A 17,921-nucleotide genomic window follows, 5' to 3' on the forward strand; every position below is an offset into this window, starting at 1 on the left:
GATCAGCCTTCCTGGAGGGTGGTGAGGCCGTGCTCGATGAAGACGGGGACGAGGTCGCCGATGCGGTCGAAGCCGGCGCCGACGGTCTGGCCCAGGGTGTAGCGGTAGTGGATGCCCTCCAGGATCACGGCGAGCTTGAACCAGGCGAACGCCGTGTACCAGGAGATGGCGGAGGTGTCCCGGCCGGAGCGGGCGGCATAGCGCTCGATCAGTTCGGCGGGGGAGGGGTGGCCCGCCGCGCCGCTGGTGGTGGAGACCGGCGAATCGGCCAGACCGAGGTCGGAGCTGTACATCACCAGCAGGCCGAGGTCGGTCAGCGGGTCGCCGAGCGTCGACATCTCCCAGTCGAGGACGGCCTTGATCCGGTCGTCGGAGCCGATCAGGACGTTGTCCAGCCGGTAGTCGCCGTGCACGACGGTGGGCGCCGGGGAGACGGGCAGCTCGCGCCCGAGCGCGGCGTGCAGTTCGTCGATGCCGGGCAGCTCGCGGTTGCGTGACGCGTCCAGTTGCTTGCCCCAGCGGCGCAGCTGCCGGTCGAGGAAGCCCTCGGGCCGCCCGAAGTCGCCGAGCCCGACCGACTCCGGGTCCACGGCGTGCAGCGCGACCAGGGTGTCGACGAGCCCGAGGACCGCCTCCCGGGTGCGCTCGGCGCCCAGCGGGGCGAGCTGCCCGGCGGTGCGGTACGGGGTGCCCTCGACGTACTCCATGACGTAGAAGGGCGCCCCGGTCACCGAGTCGTCCTCGCAGAGCAGCACCGGTTCGGGCACCGGGACGGCCGTCGGGTGCAGCGCGCTGATCACCCGGTGCTCGCGCTTCATGTCGTGCGCGGTGGCCAGCACATGGCCCAGCGGGGGCCTGCGGACGACCCAGCGGCCGGTGCCGTCCGTGACGACGTACGTCAGGTTCGACCGGCCGCCCTCGATGATCCGGGCTTCGAGCGGTCCGCTCACCAGGCCCGGCCGCTCGCGGTCGAGATGTCCGCGCAGCCGGTCGAGGTCGAGACCTGGCGGGTGGACTGAGCTCATCGTGCGCACCTCCGGGGGGTGTAAGACGGACGGAGACCATCATGCCGACCAGTCGGTATGTCGTCCAGTACGCACCCGGAATCCATGGGGCGGACTCGCGCCCGGATCCTTCGGGCCCACTCGGTTCCGACTTGGTCCGGAGCCTGGTGTTCGGTCGTATCTCTGAATAAGGTTCACGTATGAATACAGAGCTGCTGATCGACGAAGTCCGGCTGACCCCGATCCTGATTGCCGACCCGCCGCTGCTCAACACCCAGGGCGTCCACCAGCCCTACACGCCGCGGCTGGTCGTGGAGGTCGTCACCCGAGGCGGAGTCACCGGCATCGGCGAGACGTACGGGGACGGCAAGTACCTCGAACTCGCCCGGCCGCTCGCCACCGCGCTCGCCGGACGCCCGGTCAGCGATCTGAACGGTCTGTTCGCTCTGGCCGACGAGGTGTGCGGTGATTCACGCGCGGCGGACGACCGGGTCGACGCGGGCGGACTGCGCGGCGTCCAGACCGCCGACAAACTCCGGCTCTCCGTGGTCTCCGGCTTCGAGGTCGCCTGCCTGGACGCGCTGGGCAAGTCGCTCGGCCTGCCCGTGCACGCCCTGCTCGGCGGAAAGGTCCGCGACAGCGTCGAGTACAGCGCCTATCTCTTCTACCGCTGGGCCGCCCACCCCGAGGGCGGCGAGAAGGACGACTGGGGCGCCGCCCTGGACCCGGCCGGCGTCGTCGCCCAGGCCAGGCGCTTCGCCCGCGAGTACGGCTTCTCCTCCTTCAAGCTCAAGGGCGGGGTCTTCGAACCCGACCGGGAGATCGCCGCGATCCGCGCCCTGGCCGAGGAGTTCCCCGGGCAGCCGCTGCGCCTGGACCCCAACGGCGCATGGTCGGCCGGGACCTCGCTGTACGTCGCCGAGCAGCTGAAGGACGTACTCGAATACCTGGAGGACCCGGCGAGCGGCACGGAGCTGATGGCCGAGGTCGCCGCCGGTACCGACGTACCGCTGGCCACCAACATGTGCGTGACCACCCTCGCGGAGGTGCCGGAGGCCTTCGCCCGGGGCGCCGTGCAGGTGGTCCTCTCCGACCACCACTACTGGGGCGGGCTGCACCGTACCCGCGAACTGGCCGGGATCTGCCGCACCTTCGGTGTCGGGCTCTCCATGCACTCCAACACCCACCTCGGCATCAGCCTCGCCGCGATGACCCATGTCGCGGCCACCGTGCCCAACCTCGACTACGCCTGCGACAGCCACTACCCCTGGCAGACCGAGGACGTCATCACCGCCCGCCACGTCTTCGAGGACGGCCGGCTCACCGTTTCCGACGCGCCCGGCCTCGGTGTCGAACTCGACCGCGAACGCCTGGCCGCCCTGCACCGGCGCTGGCTCGACGACGACGGCACGATGCGCGAGCGCGACGACGCGGCCGCGATGCGCAAGGCCGAGCCGGAGTGGGAGACGCCGACGATCCCGCGCTGGTGAGGGGCGCCTCGCCCGGTGCGGCGGCCTGACTTGCGGGTGTCCCGACCCGCACCGATGGTCGGTGCATGAAGGCGATCAGCTACAGCGGGTACGGCGGGGCCGACGTCCTGGAGTACGGCGAGCGGCCCGACCCCAGGGTCGGCCCGGACACCGTCCTGGTGAAGGTACGGGCCGCGGCCGTCAACCCGGTCGACTGGAAGGCCCGTGAGGGCCACCTCGACGCCGCCCTGCAGGCCGTGTTCCCGGTGATCCCGGGCTGGGACGTGTCCGGTGTCGTCGTGCAGCCCGGCGCGGCCGTCGACGAGTTCGCGGTCGGCGACGAGGTCATCGGCTACGTGCGGGAGGACTTCCTCTCCCGCGGCACCTTCGCCGAATACGTCGCCGCACCCGTGCGCACCCTCGCCCGCAAGCCGCTGAGCCTCGGCTTCGAGGAGGCGGCCGGCCTGCCGCTGGCCGGTCTCACCGCCTACCAGGTCCTGCACCGCGCCCTGCGGATCCGCGAGGGCGACACGGTCCTCGTCCACGCGGCGGCCGGCGGCGTGGGCTCGTTCGCCGTCCAGCTCGCCCGGCACGCCGGCGCCCGCGTCATCGGTACCGCGAGCGAGCGCAACCACGACCACGTCCGGCAGCTCGGCGGCGAACCGGTGGCCTACGGGGACGGTCTCGCCGACCGGCTGCGGGCCCTGGCCCCGGACGGCATCGACGCCGCGTTCGACACCGTCGGCGGGGAGGCGCTCCGGGTCTCCGCCGAAGTGCTGAAGCCCCAGGGTCGCCTGGCCTCCATCGCGGACGGCGAGGTCCTCGCGCACGGCGGCCGCTACGCCTACGTACGTCCGGATGCGGCCGACCTCACCCATCTGGCCGAACTGGCCGAGCAGGGCATCGTCTCGGTCCATGTGGAGCGGGTCTTCCCGCTGGAACAGGCGGCGGACGCCCACCGGCTCAGCGAGCAGGGGCACACCCGCGGAAAGATCGTCGTCGCCGTCCCCTGGGAGGTCCCGGACCTCTGACGGCCCCCGGCCAGATCCCTGTGACCGGTCCTCAGAACAGCATGGCCGCGGCGAACACCGCGAGCGCCACCGTGCACGCCGCCGCCGTCAGCGCACCGCGCGCCGACAGCGGTCGCGGCCGGGCCGTCCCCATGGCGAGCACCCGCAGATGCGCCACCCGCAGGAAGCCCAGCCAGGCCAGCGCGCTCAGCGACACCGCCACGACCGCGGCCGGGTCCACCCCGCCGTGCAGCGCCTGCTTGACCGCCAGCAGCGCCACCACCGTGCACGACAGCGTCGTACGCCGCCAGGCCAGCCGGGTCCGCTCGGGCTGAAGGCCGGGGTCGCGGTCCACCGAGGTCACCGGCCCTCCCAGCCGAAGAGGACCACCACCACCATCGCCACGGCGACGACCCCGACAGCCAGTGCGAGCAGCGTCGGGAACCGCGAGACCGGCAGGTCCTCGCCGCGCCGCATCGCCCGCTCGCACCGCACCCAGTGGTTGACCGCCCGCAGCGCGCAGAGCACACCGGCCGCCAGCAGCGCGAGCGCCAGACCGGCGCGGATCCCCCACGCGAGCTCCGGCAGGAACTGGTCGACCGCGAACCCGCCGCCGATCAGCGCCAGAGCCGTCCGGATCCAGGCGAGGAAGGTGCGCTCGTTGGCGAGCGAGAACCGGTAGTCGGGGGTGTCGCCCTCTTCGCGGATCCGCTGCGGCGCGAACCACAGCCGCAGGCTCTGTACAAATTCGTTCACGTGTGAACCTTATCTGCCGCGTTGCCGCCCCGCCGGTGTCCGCCGTCCGGCTCAGGCGTCCGCCCCGCCCGCCCGGAAGGCGCGCAGCCGGTGGTACGCCTCCACGCCGTCCGGCACCCACTCCCAGTCGCCGATCCGCCGCGCCAGTTCGTCATCGGTGAGGAAGGCGTACCAGTCGACCTCCTCCACCTGCGGGTTCACCGGCAGGTCGCACCGTACCTGGTAGACGTACGACCACCAGGAGTGCTCGGGGGTCTCGTACAGGAACTTGAAGAGCGGCTCCGGCCGGGGAAGCCCGGACACCCCCAGCTCCTCCTCGGCCTCCCGCAGCGCCGCCTCGTCGTACGACTCACCGGCGCCGACCACCCCGCCGACGAACATGTCGTAGTGGGACGGGAAGACCAGCTTGCCCGGGGTCCTGCGGTGGACGAAGAGCCGCCCCTCCGCGTCCCGGACCTCGATGAAGGCACAGCGATGGCGAAGGCCCCGCGCGGTGGCCTCACCGCGCGGGGCCTGCCCCACGACCACGTCGTTCTCGTCGACGATGTCCAGGATCTCGTCAGAAGGAGTCATGCCCCTCATCCAACAGCAGACCCGCTGTGGATGATCACTGACCCATGACGTACTTGACGGTCGGGCCGGTGGTCCAGCCGCCGTCCACGGCCAGCTCGGCACCGGTGATGTACGAGGAGGCGTCCGAGAGCAGGAAGGTGACCGCCTCCGCGATCTCCGAGGCCTCGCCGACCCGGCCCATCGGGGTGTTCGGGTAGTTGCCCTCGCCCTGCTGGATGCCGACGGACGCGGTCATCGGCGTGTAGACCATGCCCGGGTGCACCGAGTTCACCCGGATCCTCGCCGTGCCCAGCTCCACGGCGCCGACCTTCGTCAGACCGCGCACGCCCCACTTCGAGGCGCCGTAGCTGGAGGTCAGGGCGAGGCCCATCAGACCGGCGGCCGAGGAGATGTTGACGATCGAACCGCCACCGTTCTCCTTCATCACCGGGATCACCGTCTTCATGCCTATGAAGACGGCCGTCAGGTTGATGTCGATGACCTTGCGGAAGTGCTCGACGCTCTCGCTCTCCAGCATCTGGCCGGTGGATACGCCGGCGTTGTTGACCAGGCCGTCGATCCGCCCGAACTCGGCGACGGCGAACTCCGCGACCTGCTGCCAGCCCTCCTCGGAGGTCACGTCGTGGTGCATGAAGCGGGCCTTCGCCCCCAGCTCCGCGGCGGTGGCGGCGCCCTCCTCGTCGAGCACGTCGGTGATCACCACATTGGCGCCGCCGGCCACCGCGAGACGGGCGGCCTCGGCGCCCAGGCCCCGGGCGCCGCCGGTGATGATGACGGTCTTGTCGGTGAGGTTGCTCTTGTCGGTCATGTCGCTTCCTTCGTGCGGTACAGATGCCAAGTGGTGCGGTTGGTCACGCGTTGCCCGGCGCGGAAGCGCACAGGAACGCGGTGGTGGTCTCGACGAGATCGGCGAGGAAGAGCTCGTCGCCGGTCAGCGATTCGATGCCGTCGAGACGCTGGTGGGCGCGGTCGGCCAGCGCCGCGCCGATCAGGGTGAGCGCCAGATCGAGGCGCTCCAGGCGCACGGGGCCGGGCAGCTCTTCCAGTTGCTCCCCCATGCGGCCGATCAGTCGTCCGTAGGCGGTGCCGTCCAGGGCGGGGTGCAGCCGGCCGGTCCGCAGCCCGGTCTCATGGGTGAGCTGGGCCGAGATCCGCAGGCAGCGGCGGCCCCGGTCGTCGGCGAGCAGGCTCGCCTCGGCCGCGATCAGCGCGGCGAGCAGCTCCCGTACTCCGCAGTCCTCGCCCAGCTCGTCGAGCAGGGGGGCCAGCACCTGTTCGGTACGGGCCTGGCGGCCCGCCATCACCGCGTCGAGCAGCCCGGCCCGGGAACCGAAGTGGTACTGGACCGCGGAAGGGTTGTTCTGCCCGGCCAGCCGGACGATGTCCCGCAGCTGGGCGCCGTCGGTGCCCTGCGCCGCGAAGACCTCCTCGGCCGCGCGGATCAGCTTCTCCCTGGTCTCCTGACCGGATGTTCGCGCCATGGCGCCACTCTAATGCTGGGCATTATTAAAAACCAGTGGAGAGCTCCGGCGGCCGGCCGGACTCCGCTCAGTTCGGCTGGAGGCTCTTCTCGCGGCGCCCGCCCACCGGCCCCTCCGGCATCGCAGGATGCAGCCCGAGCAGCACGATCCCGACGACGATCGCCACCAGGCCGACCGCCTGCCAGGCCAGCGCGCCGGCGTCGGTACGCAGCTGGTCGCCGAGGAATCCGACCCCGCAGGCGATCCCGGCCAGCGGCTGGGCGGCGGTCAGCGGCGGCAGCGAGACCCGGAGCGGGCCCGTCTCGAAGGCGCTCTGCACCAGCAGCAGCCCTGTCACCCCCAGCGCCACCACCGCGTACGGCTGCCACCCCGTCACCAGCGTCGCCAACCCCTCGTCGGACAGTCGCTGGCCGCTGACCCGGGTGAGCGCGTCCTGCAGTCCGTACAGCAGCCCGGCCGCCACCGCGAGCAGCGCGGGGGCGGCCCCGGACTCGGAGCGTCTGGCGAAGGCGGTGAGCAGCAGTGCGGTGCCCACGACGACGCCGATCACCAGCCAGTGCCGCAGCGGGCTGGTCACCGCCTGGCCGCCCTGCGGCTGGCCCGCCAGCAGGAAGGCGGTGACCCCGCCGGCCAGCAGCCAGAGACCGGCCCAGCCCTGATGGCCGAGGCGCTGACCGGTGCGATGGCGGGACAGGACCATCGCGAAGAACAGATTGGTCGCGAGGAGGGGTTCGACGACGGACACCTCGCCCTTGCCCAGGGCCAGGGCGCCCAGCACCATGCCGCAGACCATCAGCCCGATCCCGGCCAGCCAGCTCGGCACCCGCATCAGGTCCAGCAGCAGCCGGGGCGAGAGGTAGTCGCTCCTCGGGGCGTGCGAGGCGGCGGCCTGCTGCAGGACGAAGCCGAATCCCAGGCAGCAGGCGGCGCTCACGGCGAGAACGAGGACCAGCACCGACACGCTTCTACCTCAAGTCAGGCCAGAAGTGGGTGATTTGTCTCGACCATAACGCCTCAGTCCCAGGGGTGCGGCCGGAGCGCCGCCGACCGGGCGGTTGACGCCGCAGCGGCAGGTGCCGAAGATCTGACGCACGAGTAACTTCAGGCGCCGCGACGGTGCCGGAGCCGGACCCGTGGCCGTGACCGGATCGCCCCGACAAGGATGGAACCCATGGCGTACGACGCTGATGTGATCGTGATCGGGGCAGGGCTCGCGGGCCTGGTGGCCACCGCCGAGCTGGTCGACGCGGGCCGCTCGGTGATCCTGCTCGACCAGGAGCCCGAGCAGTCGATCGGCGGCCAGGCGCACTGGTCCTTCGGCGGGCTCTTCCTCGTGGACTCGCCCGAGCAGCGCCGGATGCGGGTCAAGGACAGTCATGAGCTGGCCCTCCAGGACTGGCTCGGCACGGCGGGCTTCGACCGCGAGGAGGACCACTGGCCGCGGAAGTGGGCCGAGGCGTACGTCGACTTCGCGGCCGGTGAGAAGCGCTCCTGGCTGCACGCCCAGGGGCTGCGGATCTTCCCCGTCGTCGGCTGGGCGGAGCGAGGCGGCTACGACGCGAACGGCCACGGCAACTCCGTACCCCGCTTCCACATCACCTGGGGCACCGGCCCCGGCGTCGTCGCCCCCTTCGAGCGCCGGGTCCGCGCGGGCGTCGCCAAGGGCCTCGTACGGTTCTGCTTCCGCCACCGGGTCACCGGCCTCGGCCGCACCGCGGGCGCCGTGGACACGGTGACCGGCGAGGTGCTGGAGCCGAGCGCGGCGGCCCGGGGCACCGCGAGCAGCCGGGTCGCCACCGGCACGTTCGAGCTGCGGGCCCAGGCGGTGATCGTCACCTCCGGAGGCATCGGCGGCAACCACGACCTCGTGCGCAAGCAGTGGCCCGCACGGCTGGGCACCCCGCCCGCGAAGATGCTCTCCGGCGTCCCCGCCCATGTCGACGGGCTGATGCTCGGCATCGCCGAGGAGGCCGGCGCCCACCACATCAACCGCGACCGGATGTGGCACTACACCGAGGGCATCGAGAACTGGAACCCGATCTGGGCCAGGCACGGCATCCGGATCCTGCCCGGACCGTCCTCGCTCTGGCTGGACGCCACCGGCAAGCGTCTCCCGGTCCCGCTCTTCCCGGGCTTCGACACCCTGGGCACCCTCGAACACATCATGAGGTCCGGCCACGACCACACCTGGTTCGTCCTCGACAAGAAGATCATCGGCAAGGAGTTCGCGCTCTCCGGCTCCGAGCAGAACCCGGACCTCACCGGAAAGTCGATCCGCGACGTCATAGGCCGGGCCCGCGCCGACGTACCGGCCCCGGTGAAGGCGTTCATGGACAACGGCGCGGACTTCGTCGTCGAGAAGGACCTCTCCGCACTCGTCCGGGGCATGAACGCGCTCACCGGTGAACGGCTGATCGACGAGGCCGAACTGCGCCGCGAGATCACCGCACGCGACCGCGAGGTCGCCAACCCCTTCACCAAGGACCTCCAGATCACCGCGATCCACGGGGCCCGCGCCTACCTCGGCGACAAACTGATCCGCACCGCCCCGCCGCACCGCATCCTCGACCCCAAGGCCGGCCCGCTGATCGCCGTACGGCTGAACATCCTGACCCGCAAGTCGCTCGGCGGCCTGGAGACGGACCTGTCCTCCCGGGTGCTGACCGAGGACGGCACCCCGCTGGACGGTGTGTACGCGGCGGGGGAGGCGGCCGGCTTCGGCGGCGGCGGGGTGCACGGCTACCGGTCGCTGGAAGGGACCTTCCTCGGCGGCTGCATCTTCTCCGGCCGCGCGGCCGGCCGGGCGGCGGCGAAGGCGGTCGGCTAGAAAGGCGGCCGGCCGGAGGGCCTACCGCTCCTCCGCCCCCACGACGGGGTCCAGCAGCTCGACGACCCGGAACCGTTCGGCGACCACCATGGTGTCGTCGTCGACGGTGAAGTCCGGGTCGCCGAGCGCCTCCCGCATCTCCTCGCCGTGCCAGAACCTCTCGTGCCCCGCACGCCACTGGGCGACCGAGGTGTCGCCCTCGCCCTCGTCGATCACATGCTGGAGGTCGACGTCTCCCAGACGCAGCACCCGTACCTCCGTCACCTCCAGCACCGCGGTCTCCCGGCCGTCCGAGTCGATCAGCGCGGAGCGCTCACCCACCGGAGGCAGCTCCTCCTTCTCCGCCTCGTACTCCGCGAGCAGCCCGGTCGTCGAGACCTTCGTACCGGCGAGCACCGCCCCCACCAGCTGATCGCGCAGCGGTCCGGGGAAGGCGAGCAGGAAGGGCTTGAGGGGTTCACGGTTCGACATGGCGACAAGTCTGACATGCCCTCGGAGCGCGGCGCCGGGCCGAGCGCCGGGCCGGGTCGGCCAACTCCGCCCCGGTCAGCCTGAGTTGGCCGCGACTCCCGGCGGGCGGCACCCCGCCCCTGGCGACCGGCGGCCGCAACTGGTCGAATGGCCGGGTGAACAGTCGCCCTCCCGACGCCGAAGGCACCCCCGTGGGCCGCCGTCTCGTCCTGGCCGTGCTCGGCCTGGGCGCCGCCGGAGTCGTAGCGGCGCCCGCGCTGCAACGCACGCTGGAATCCGGTCTCGGCGCGGTCGCCGACAAGGACCCCACCGGCCTGACCGGGCTGCTGCCCAACGGCGGCGGCTTCCGCTACTACTCCGTCACCTCCTCCGTGCCGGAGAAGAACGCGGACGAATACCGGCTGACCGTGGACGGTCTGGTCGACCGCCCGGCCACGTACACCCTGGACGGCCTGAAGGCCCTGCCGCAGACCCGCATCGTCCGTGACGTCCAGTGCGTCACCGGCTGGCGGGTGCCCGGGACGCCCTTCGAAGGGGTCCGGCTCTCCGCGCTGCTGAACGCGGCGGGGGTACGGCCCGGGGCGAAGGCGGTCCGCTTCACCTGCTTCGACGGCGCCTACAGCGAGAGTCTCACCCTCGCCCAGGCCCGCCGCGCGGACGTACTGGTCGCGCTGCGCCTGCGGGACAGCCCGCTGACCCACGCGCACGGCGGGCCGGTCCGGCTCTACGTGGCCCCGATGTACTTCTACAAGTCGGCGAAATGGCTTTCCGGGATCACCGTCACCGACTCCGTGCGACCCGGCTACTGGGAGGAGCTCGGCTATGACGTCGACGCCTGGGTCGGCCGGTCCAACGGCCGCGACGACGCCCCCACCGTCTGACCGCGTCCAGCGCTTCACCCGTGCGGAGCGCTGGGTGCACCGGACCACGGCGGCGCTGATGCTGGTGTGCGTGGCGGGTGCGGCCTGTCTGTACGTGCCCCAGCTCGCCGAGCTCGTCGGCCGCCGCCGTCTCGTGGTCACCGTGCACGAGTGGTCCGGGGTGCTGACCCCGGTGCCCGTCCTGGCCGGCCTGCTGTCCCGGGCGCTGCGGGCCGACCTGTCCCGGCTCAACCGCTTCGGGCCGCACGACCGGCAGTGGCTGCGCGCGGTGCGCCGCCGCGACCACCGGCCGGAATCCCGGCCGGCGGGGAAGTTCAACGCCGGACAGAAGCTGTACGCGGCATGGATCGCGGGCGCGACGCTGGTGATGGCGGGCACCGGCGTACTGATGTGGTTCACCGGCCTCGCCCCGCTGCCGTGGCGCACCGGCGCGACCTTCGTCCACGACTGGCTGGCGCTCGCGGTCGGCATCGTGCTGGCCGGACACATGGCAATGGCGCTCGCCGACCCGGAGGCACGCCGTGGCATGCGCACCGGGTCGGTCGAGCGCCATTGGGCACGGTCACAGCATGCGCTGTGGGGGGAGGACCGTGCGGGCGGCCGCGCGCTAGAGGACTAGCGACAGCAGCAGGATGAAGGCCAGCGAGACCACGGAGATGATCGTCTCCATCACCGACCAGGTCTTCACCGTCTGTCCGACGCTCATGCCGAAGTATTCCTTCACCAGCCAGAATCCGGCGTCATTGACATGGCTGAAGAAGAGCGAGCCCGCGCCGACGGCGAGGACCAGCAGGGCGGCGTGGGACGTCGACATGTCGGCGGCCAGCGGGGCGACCAGACCGGCCGCCGAGATGGTGGCCACGGTCGCCGAACCGGTCGCCAGCCGGATCGCGACGGCGATCAGCCAGCCCAGCAGCAGCGCCGGGATCGACCAGTCCTTGGAGAAGTCCAGGATCATCTGGCCCACACCGGCGTCGATCAGGGTCTGCTTGAAACCGCCGCCCGCGCCCACGATCAGCAGCACACCGGCGATCGGGGCCAGGGACTTCTCGACGGTGGTGGAGAGCCGGCCCTTGGAGAACCCGGCCGCCCGGCCCAGCGTGAACATGCCGACTATGACGGCCGCGAGCAGCGCGATCAGCGGCGAGCCGATCACATCGGTGACCTTCTGCAGACCCTGCTCCGGGTCGTCCACCACGATGTCGACCAGGGCCTTGACCAGCATCAGCACGACCGGCAGCAGGATCGTCGCCAGAGTGGCGCCGAAGCTGGGACGACGGTCCAGGTCCTCCGAAGGACGCTGCGGAATCATCTTCTCGGGAGCCTTGATGTCCACCCAGCGCGCGGCGTAGCGGGAGAAGAGCGGCCCGGCGATGATCACGGTCGGGATCGCGACCAGCACACCCAGCGCCAGCGTGACCCCGAGGTTGGCGCCGAGGGCGTCGATCGCCACCAGCGGGCCGGGGTGCGGCGGGATCAGGCCGTGCATCACGGAGAGGCCGGCCAGTGCCGGGATACCGATCCGCATCAGGGAGAAGTTGCCGCGCTTGGCGACGAGCAGCACCACCGGGATCAGCAGCACGATGCCGACCTCGAAGAAGAGCGGCAGACCGATGATCGAGGCGATCAGCACCATCGCCCACGGCATGGAACGCCTGCTCGCCTTGGCCAGGATGGTGTCGACGATCTGGTCCGCGCCGCCGGAGTCGGCCAGCAGCTTGCCCAGGATCGCGCCGAGCGCGATCAGCACACCGACGCCCGCGACGGTCGAGCCGAGGCCGGCGGTGAAGCTGGCGATCGTCTTGGCCGGAGCGGCACCGGCGAACGAGCCGAGCGCCAGCGAGCCGATGGTCAGCGCGAGGAACGCGTGCATCTTGAACTTGGTGATGAGCAGAACGATGACGGCGATGCCCGCCAGAACGGCGACACCCAGCTGCGCGTTGCCTGCCGAAGTGATCGGTTCGACGGCGTCCGCTGCCAACATCTCGACGCTGAGACTGGTCACGGTGGTGATCCTTAGTTATCGAGCCGGCGCAACGCGGCGACGGCTCGCTCGGTGATTTCTTCAGGGGTGCCGGACACGTCGACCGAGACACCGGCCTCGTCCTCCTGCAGCGGCTGCAGGGTTGCGAACTGCGAGTCGAGCAGCGCGGTGGGCATGAAGTGCCCCTTGCGCTCCGTCATGCGCCGCTCGATCAGAGCCCGGTCGCCGGTCAGGTGGAGGAAGACCGCACCGGGGGCCTCGGCGCGCAGCCGGTCCCGGTAGGCCCGCTTGAGCGCCGAACTGCTCACCACTCCGCCGAGCCCGGCCCGGCCGTGCGCCCACTGGCCGATCGCGTCGAGCCAGGGCCATCGGTCGGAGTCGTCCAGCGGGATGCCGGCCGACATCTTGGCGATGTTCGCCGCGGGATGGAAGTCATCGCCCTCTGCGTACGGAACGCCGAGTCCGGCGGCGAGCAGGGGGCCGATCGTGGTCTTGCCGGTCCCTGCTACGCCCATCACCACGACGACGTGGGGGGTGCTCATTGGTGGTGCCTCGCAGTCTTGTTCGACGTCTTCCTCGACATCGGTCCGTCGCGCTACTGAAACCTATACGTACGACTTATTCAAGATTCTGTGACGTAAACGTCGTACTTTTTGTTCCTGAGGGGCGCCCCGTAGGCTGTGCTCATGACCACACAGGGCGCCGGGCTGCATACACATGTGCTGGACACCCTGGGTCTGGAGATCGCCGCCGGGGTGCACCCGCCGGGGCAGGTGCTGCGCACCGACGAGCTGGCCCAGCGCTTCGACGTCTCGCGCACCGTCGTACGGGAAGTGATCCGCGTCCTGGAGTCCATGCACCTGGTCGAGTCCCGGCGCCGGGTCGGCGTGACGGTGCGGCCGACCGAGGCGTGGAACGTCTACGATCCGCAGGTCATCCGGTGGCGGCTGGCCGGCGCCGACCGCCCGCGCCAGCTGCGTTCCCTGACCGTGCTGCGTTCGGCGATCGAACCGGTCGCGGCCGGTCTCGCCGCCCGCAACGCCACCCCGGAGCAGTGCGCGGCCCTCACCGAGTGCGCGCTCGGCATGGTCGCCACCTCGCGCGGCCAGCAGCTGGAGGGCTATCTGGAGCACGACATCGCGTTCCACCGGATCGTGCTCAACGCCTCCGGCAACGAGATGTTCGCGCGGCTCGGCGATGTCGTCGCCGAGGTCCTGGCGGGCCGTACCCATCACCAGGTGATGTTCGAGGACCCCGACCCGGCCGCGGTCACCCTCCACGTCCGGCTCGCCGAGGCGGTGCGCGAGGGCGACGCCGTGGAGGCGGAGCGGCTGACGAAGGAGATCGCGGTGGGCGCCCTGCACGAGCTGGACGTACTCGCCCCCTGAACCACGGTTCATCGGACGCACGACGGCCCCGCCGTCCCCGGACGCACAGCGGCCCCCGCGGAGCGATTCCGCGGGGGCCGCCGGTTCAGCCGGTACGCGTGGTCAGCCGCTGTGCCCGTGGTGGCCGCCGTGCCCGGCGCCGTGGTCGAACTTCACCGCCTCGGGCGGCATCACGACGAACGGCCGCATCATGCCCATGTCCTCGTGCTCCAGCAGATGGCAGTGGTACATGAACCGCCCGTACGCCCCGTCGAACTTCCCGAGCACCTTCACCAACTGCCCGGCAGGCACCCGGAAGACGTCCTTCCAGCCCTGCTCGTTCGGTGCCGTCGGGATCGTGGTGCCATGGTCGAACGCCACGGGGGAGCGGGTTCCGCCGAGCGCCGGGTCGAAGCCGTCGAGCTCGTACGCCTCCCGGCCCATCACCTGGAAGTCCGCCAGATGGATGTGCATCGGATGCGTCGGACCGCCCAGGTTGAGGAACGACCACTGCTCGAAGGCGCCTTCGCCCACCGTGAAGCCGAGCCCGTCGTTGAAGGTCCGCGCGATCCTGCGGTACGTACGCACCGTGCCGTCCTCGCCCCGGACCTGGATGACACCGTCCGAGGGCACCTGCACCTCGGCGGCGCCCTCGACCTCCGCCATCTCCCAGATCTCCGGGTGACCGCCGCCGCCGACCGTGCCGGGCACCGTCAGCACCACGAGCCGGTGCCCGTGCTCCACCTGGCCGTGCTCGTACCGCCGGAACGAACCGGACAGCACCTCGGGCAGCTCGAAACCGTCCCGCTGCCCCGTCTCCCTTACCCGGAACTCCATCACCTGCGGGAACGGCACGTTCGCGGCCGGGTCCGGCACCCCCGGCGCGAGCTTGCCGCGGTTGACCAGCCGGACCCGGCGGCCGGCCAGCGCCGAGAAGTCGATCAGCAGATCCATCCGCTCGGCCGGGGCGATCGTCAGCTGCGGCAGCGCCTCGTCGAAGTCGACCGGCACCGGGCGCGGCAACAGCCCGCCGTCACTGCCGATCTGCCGGATCACGCCCGGGACCGGGTTGTTGTCCTCGTCGACCAGCACCAGGTCGTAGATCCGCGCGTTGGACGCGTTGACCAGCCGGAAGCGGTACCACGCGTCGTCCACGTCCAGATGGGGCCAGATACGGCCGTTGACCGTCGTGTACGGGCCGAAGAACGGCAGCGACACCGGCTTCCCGGTCTCCGGGTCGGCCTCCACGAGGACCGTCGTCTTGTGCAGCAGCCGCCCGTTGAGCCGGCCGTCCTCGTCGGTGTCCAGATTGCGGTCGGCCAGGATCAGCGGCAACTCCCGGTCGCCGGACGGCAGACCGAGCGCGTCCTCCTCGTCGTCCCTGATCAGATAGGTGCCGACGAGCCCGGCGTACACGTTCCACCGGGTGATGTTCATGGCATGGTCGTGGTACCACCACTGGGCGGCCTGGTGGTCGTTCGGGTACTCCGAGAGCTGCGCGTCGCCGAAGCCGACCGCGTTGTCCGCCCAGCCGTCGTTGCCGCCACCGGTCTGCGCGCCGTGCAGATGCGTCACCGTCCAGGCGGGCAGCGCGGCGACATCCGGGTTCGGCTCGACTCCGTCGCGTCCGGGCCGGTTGTGCGGCGCCGGTTCGCCCTGCTTGACCGGGCCGACCTCCACCGCCGTGACCGGGTACTCGCTGCCCCTGGGGATGCGGTTGGTCCAGGCGATCCTGACCCGCTCCCCGCGCCGCACCTCGATGGTCGGTCCCGGCACCGTGCCGTTGTATCCCCACATCAGGGTCGGCGGCAGCTGCGAGTGCAGCCGCACCCAGGTGGGCGACAGGGCGATCTCCGTCTCGCGGAGCACGTCACCGGTCTGCGGGCGCAGCACCGGCGGGACGGGCAACGCGTCGGTGTACGGCACGAGTCCGCCGACCGGCGCCACGGGCGCCGCCGCTCCGGAACCCGGTCCCGGTCCGTCGGTGCGCCGGTCTGTCTGCCCCGTCTTCTCCGTGATCTCGGCGAGTTCGGCGAATTCGACGATTTCCGTCAAGGTACTTCCCCCATGATCAGTGATTCCACTGCTGGTGGACCACACGACCCCTGCCCCCGCAGGTACGGATTCGGCGGCCCCTGTGCATCGAAGGACCGCCCGGAAAGCGCGGCAGTTCAGTGATATGCGTAATCTGACCGAAACCGGTACGGCCCGCCGGGCGGGCGGCAGTCGTTTCCCGCCAACGCGGCGCGCCGCCGTGACACCCTCGCGGGGCGTACGGTTGTTCGCGATCGAATTTCGCAAAGAGACGGAAACAGGGAGACCACGGTATGTCGCAGCAGGTGCAAGGGGTCATCGCACCGGGGAAGAACGAGCCGGTACGGATCGAGACGATCGTGATCCCGGACCCGGGCCCCGGCGAGGCCGTGGTGAAGATCCAGGCGTGCGGCGTCTGCCACACCGACCTCCACTACAAACAGGGCGGAATCAACGACGACTTCCCCTTCCTGCTCGGCCACGAGGCCTCGGGCGTGGTGGAGTCCGTCGGCGAGGGCGTCACGGACGTCGCCCCCGGCGACTTCGTCATCCTCAACTGGCGTGCCGTGTGCGGCCAGTGCCGCGCCTGTCTGCGCGGCCGCCCCTGGTACTGCTTCGACACCCACAACGCGAAGCAGAAGATGACCCTGCTCGACGGCACCGAACTGTCGCCGGCCCTCGGCATCGGTGCGTTCGCCGAGAAGACCCTGGTCGCCGCCGGTCAGTGCACCAAGGTCGACCCGGAGGTCTCCCCGGCCGTCGCCGGTCTGCTCGGCTGCGGCGTGATGGCGGGCATCGGTGCCGCCATCAACACCGGACAGGTCGGCCGCGGCGACTCGGTCGCCGTGATCGGCTGCGGCGGCGTCGGTGACGCGGCGATCGCCGGCGCCCGGCTGGCCGGCGCGGCGAAGATCATCGCCGTGGACATCGACGACCGCAAGCTGGAGACGGCGAAGACGATGGGCGCCACGCACACCGTCAACTCCCGCTCCACCGACCCGGTCGAGGCGATCCGCTCCCTGACCGGCGGCAACGGCGCGGACGTCGTCATCGAGGCGGTCGGCCGCCCGGAGACGTACAAGCAGGCCTTCTACGCCCGCGACCTCGCCGGCACCGTGGTCCTGGTCGGCGTCCCCACGCCGGAGATGCAGCTGGAGCTGCCGCTGATCGACGTCTTCGGGCGCGGCGGCTCGCTCAAGTCCTCCTGGTACGGCGACTGCCTGCCCTCGCGCGACTTCCCGATGCTCATCGACCTGCACCAGCAGGGCCGGATCGACCTCGGCGCGTTCGTCACCGAGACCATCGGACTCGGCGACGTCGAGCAGGCATTCGCCCGGATGCACGACGGCGACGTGCTGCGCTCGGTGGTGGTCTTCTGATGGCCGCCCGCATCGACCACCTCGTCACCTCCGGCACCTTCGCCCTCGACGGCGGGGAGTGGGACGTCGACAACAACGTCTGGATCGTCGGCGACGACACCGAGGCGATCGTCATCGACGCCGCCCATGACGCCGCCGCCATCGAGGCCGCGCTGAACGGCCGTACGCTGCGCGCCATCGTCTGCACGCACGCGCACAACGACCACATCGACGCCGCCCCGGCCCTCGCCGAAGCGACCGGCGCGCCGGTCCTGCTGCACCCCGACGACCTGCCGCTGTGGAAGCAGACCCACCCGGACCGCCTCCCGGACGGCGAACTGGCCGACGGCCAGGAGCTGGAGATCGCCGGAACGGTGCTCAAGGTCCTGCACACCCCCGGTCACGCCCCGGGCGCCGTCTGCCTCCAAGCCCCCGAGCTGTCCACCGTCTTCACCGGGGACACGCTCTTCCAGGGCGGGCCCGGAGCCACCGGACGGTCCTTCTCCCACTTCCCGACCATCGTCGAGTCGATCAGGGACCGGCTGCTCACCCTCCCGCCGGAGACCACCGTCCGTACCGGACACGGCGACTCCACCACCATCGGCGCGGAGGCCCCGCAGCTGGACGAGTGGATCGCCCGCGGCCACTGAGAACGCGGTCATCGAGAACCGCGGTCACTGACGACCGCGGTCACCGAGAAACCGCG

The 17,921-nt window shown here is 71.2% G+C and carries 19 protein-coding genes; 8 read left to right on the forward strand and 11 right to left on the reverse strand.

Annotated features, from left to right (window positions below; all coding sequences use genetic code 11):
* Positions 1–2: 2 nt before the first annotated feature.
* Positions 3–1,025: a phosphotransferase family protein gene (locus OG842_RS31160; RefSeq protein ID WP_266736136.1), complete on the reverse strand. Its 1,023-nt coding sequence runs from the start codon at positions 1,023–1,025 to the stop codon at positions 3–5.
* A gap of 179 nt (positions 1,026–1,204) precedes the next feature.
* On the opposite strand from OG842_RS31160, the gene OG842_RS31165 reads away from it, so the two are divergent.
* Positions 1,205–2,494 (forward strand): glucarate dehydratase family protein, encoded by a 1,290-nt coding sequence (locus OG842_RS31165; RefSeq protein ID WP_266736135.1) that lies wholly within the window; start codon positions 1,205–1,207, stop codon positions 2,492–2,494.
* Between the two features lie 65 nt (positions 2,495–2,559).
* Complete coding sequence (locus OG842_RS31170; RefSeq protein ID WP_266736134.1) at positions 2,560–3,504, forward strand: NADP-dependent oxidoreductase; 945 nt, start codon at positions 2,560–2,562, stop codon at positions 3,502–3,504.
* Positions 3,505–3,535: 31 nt separating this feature from the next.
* Here the strand turns inward: OG842_RS31170 and OG842_RS31175 are convergent, their stop codons facing one another.
* The 6 genes from OG842_RS31175 to OG842_RS31200 all read right to left on the reverse strand — a co-directional run bounded on the left by OG842_RS31175 (position 3,536) and on the right by OG842_RS31200 (position 7,254).
* Entirely contained in the window at positions 3,536–3,847 is a 312-nt protein-coding gene (locus OG842_RS31175; RefSeq protein ID WP_266736132.1) for a DUF202 domain-containing protein, read from the reverse strand.
* Positions 3,844–4,239, reverse strand: a complete 396-nt coding sequence (locus tag OG842_RS31180; protein WP_266736131.1) for a YidH family protein — start codon at positions 4,237–4,239, stop codon at positions 3,844–3,846. The genes OG842_RS31175 and OG842_RS31180 overlap by 4 nt, the downstream gene beginning before the upstream one ends.
* A gap of 51 nt (positions 4,240–4,290) precedes the next feature.
* The gene (locus OG842_RS31185; protein ID WP_266736130.1) at positions 4,291–4,812 is read right to left on the reverse strand and encodes an NUDIX hydrolase; all 522 of its coding nucleotides are present in this window, start codon (positions 4,810–4,812) and stop codon (positions 4,291–4,293) included.
* Between the two features lie 34 nt (positions 4,813–4,846).
* The gene (locus OG842_RS31190) at positions 4,847–5,620 is read right to left on the reverse strand and encodes a glucose 1-dehydrogenase (protein ID WP_266736129.1); all 774 of its coding nucleotides are present in this window, start codon (positions 5,618–5,620) and stop codon (positions 4,847–4,849) included.
* A 43-nt stretch (positions 5,621–5,663) separates the two neighbouring features.
* Complete coding sequence (locus tag OG842_RS31195; RefSeq protein ID WP_266736128.1) at positions 5,664–6,293, reverse strand: TetR/AcrR family transcriptional regulator; 630 nt, start codon at positions 6,291–6,293, stop codon at positions 5,664–5,666.
* A 67-nt stretch (positions 6,294–6,360) separates the two neighbouring features.
* Complete coding sequence (locus OG842_RS31200) at positions 6,361–7,254, reverse strand: DMT family transporter (protein WP_266736127.1); 894 nt, start codon at positions 7,252–7,254, stop codon at positions 6,361–6,363.
* A gap of 210 nt (positions 7,255–7,464) precedes the next feature.
* Between OG842_RS31200 and OG842_RS31205 the strand changes: the two genes are divergently transcribed.
* A complete protein-coding gene (locus tag OG842_RS31205) occupies positions 7,465–9,120 on the forward strand; it encodes an FAD-binding dehydrogenase (protein WP_266736126.1) in 1,656 nt (551 codons plus the stop codon).
* Between the two features lie 21 nt (positions 9,121–9,141).
* Here OG842_RS31205 and OG842_RS31210 read toward each other — a convergent pair whose 3' ends face one another.
* The gene (locus tag OG842_RS31210) at positions 9,142–9,591 is read right to left on the reverse strand and encodes an ASCH domain-containing protein (RefSeq protein ID WP_266736125.1); all 450 of its coding nucleotides are present in this window, start codon (positions 9,589–9,591) and stop codon (positions 9,142–9,144) included.
* Positions 9,592–9,746: 155 nt separating this feature from the next.
* On the opposite strand from OG842_RS31210, the gene OG842_RS31215 reads away from it, so the two are divergent.
* Positions 9,747–10,472, forward strand: coding sequence for a molybdopterin-dependent oxidoreductase (locus OG842_RS31215; RefSeq protein ID WP_266736123.1), 726 nt, complete (start codon positions 9,747–9,749; stop codon positions 10,470–10,472).
* Complete coding sequence (locus OG842_RS31220) at positions 10,414–11,091, forward strand: cytochrome b/b6 domain-containing protein (protein ID WP_266736122.1); 678 nt, start codon at positions 10,414–10,416, stop codon at positions 11,089–11,091. The genes OG842_RS31215 and OG842_RS31220 overlap by 59 nt, the downstream gene beginning before the upstream one ends.
* Here the strand turns inward: OG842_RS31220 and OG842_RS31225 are convergent.
* Positions 11,080–12,477, reverse strand: coding sequence for a GntT/GntP/DsdX family permease (locus tag OG842_RS31225; RefSeq protein WP_266736121.1), 1,398 nt, complete (start codon positions 12,475–12,477; stop codon positions 11,080–11,082). The genes OG842_RS31220 and OG842_RS31225 overlap by 12 nt on opposite strands.
* A gap of 11 nt (positions 12,478–12,488) precedes the next feature.
* Complete coding sequence (locus tag OG842_RS31230; protein WP_266736120.1) at positions 12,489–12,998, reverse strand: gluconokinase; 510 nt, start codon at positions 12,996–12,998, stop codon at positions 12,489–12,491.
* A gap of 144 nt (positions 12,999–13,142) precedes the next feature.
* On the opposite strand from OG842_RS31230, the gene OG842_RS31235 reads away from it, so the two are divergent.
* On the forward strand, positions 13,143–13,844 hold the full coding sequence (locus OG842_RS31235) for a FadR/GntR family transcriptional regulator (protein ID WP_266736119.1): 702 nt from the start codon (positions 13,143–13,145) through the stop codon (positions 13,842–13,844).
* A 102-nt stretch (positions 13,845–13,946) separates the two neighbouring features.
* Here OG842_RS31235 and phsA read toward each other — a convergent pair whose 3' ends face one another.
* Positions 13,947–15,770: an O-aminophenol oxidase PhsA gene (phsA, locus tag OG842_RS31240; protein WP_266737325.1), complete on the reverse strand. Its 1,824-nt coding sequence runs from the start codon at positions 15,768–15,770 to the stop codon at positions 13,947–13,949.
* Positions 15,771–16,150: 380 nt separating this feature from the next.
* Here phsA and OG842_RS31245 point away from each other — a divergent pair, with 380 nt between their 5' ends.
* Together OG842_RS31245 and OG842_RS31250 are read left to right on the forward strand one after the other, a co-directional pair.
* Positions 16,151–17,236 (forward strand): S-(hydroxymethyl)mycothiol dehydrogenase, encoded by a 1,086-nt coding sequence (locus OG842_RS31245; RefSeq protein WP_266736117.1) that lies wholly within the window; start codon positions 16,151–16,153, stop codon positions 17,234–17,236.
* A complete protein-coding gene (locus OG842_RS31250; protein WP_266736116.1) occupies positions 17,236–17,865 on the forward strand; it encodes an MBL fold metallo-hydrolase in 630 nt (209 codons plus the stop codon). Before OG842_RS31245 ends, OG842_RS31250 begins: the two co-directional genes overlap by 1 nt.
* Positions 17,866–17,921 lie beyond the last annotated feature (56 nt).

It is taken from the genome of Streptomyces sp. NBC_00376, assembly GCF_036077095.1.
Classification (GTDB): domain Bacteria; phylum Actinomycetota; class Actinomycetes; order Streptomycetales; family Streptomycetaceae; genus Streptomyces.

Coding starts and splice junctions, on each gene's coding strand:
- OG842_RS31235 (WP_266736119.1), top strand. CDS start 13,143: ATGACCACACAGGGCGCCGGGCTGCATACACATGTGCTGGACACCCTG.
- OG842_RS31190 (WP_266736129.1), bottom strand. CDS start 5,620: ATGACCGACAAGAGCAACCTCACCGACAAGACCGTCATCATCACCGGC.
- OG842_RS31160 (WP_266736136.1), bottom strand. CDS start 1,025: ATGAGCTCAGTCCACCCGCCAGGTCTCGACCTCGACCGGCTGCGCGGA.
- OG842_RS31205 (WP_266736126.1), top strand. CDS start 7,465: ATGGCGTACGACGCTGATGTGATCGTGATCGGGGCAGGGCTCGCGGGC.
- OG842_RS31220 (WP_266736122.1), top strand. CDS start 10,414: ATGACGTCGACGCCTGGGTCGGCCGGTCCAACGGCCGCGACGACGCCC.
- OG842_RS31210 (WP_266736125.1), bottom strand. CDS start 9,591: ATGTCGAACCGTGAACCCCTCAAGCCCTTCCTGCTCGCCTTCCCCGGA.
- OG842_RS31185 (WP_266736130.1), bottom strand. CDS start 4,812: ATGACTCCTTCTGACGAGATCCTGGACATCGTCGACGAGAACGACGTG.
- OG842_RS31250 (WP_266736116.1), top strand. CDS start 17,236: ATGGCCGCCCGCATCGACCACCTCGTCACCTCCGGCACCTTCGCCCTC.
- OG842_RS31230 (WP_266736120.1), bottom strand. CDS start 12,998: ATGAGCACCCCCCACGTCGTCGTGGTGATGGGCGTAGCAGGGACCGGC.
- OG842_RS31170 (WP_266736134.1), top strand. CDS start 2,560: ATGAAGGCGATCAGCTACAGCGGGTACGGCGGGGCCGACGTCCTGGAG.
- OG842_RS31245 (WP_266736117.1), top strand. CDS start 16,151: ATGTCGCAGCAGGTGCAAGGGGTCATCGCACCGGGGAAGAACGAGCCG.
- OG842_RS31195 (WP_266736128.1), bottom strand. CDS start 6,293: ATGGCGCGAACATCCGGTCAGGAGACCAGGGAGAAGCTGATCCGCGCG.
- OG842_RS31165 (WP_266736135.1), top strand. CDS start 1,205: ATGAATACAGAGCTGCTGATCGACGAAGTCCGGCTGACCCCGATCCTG.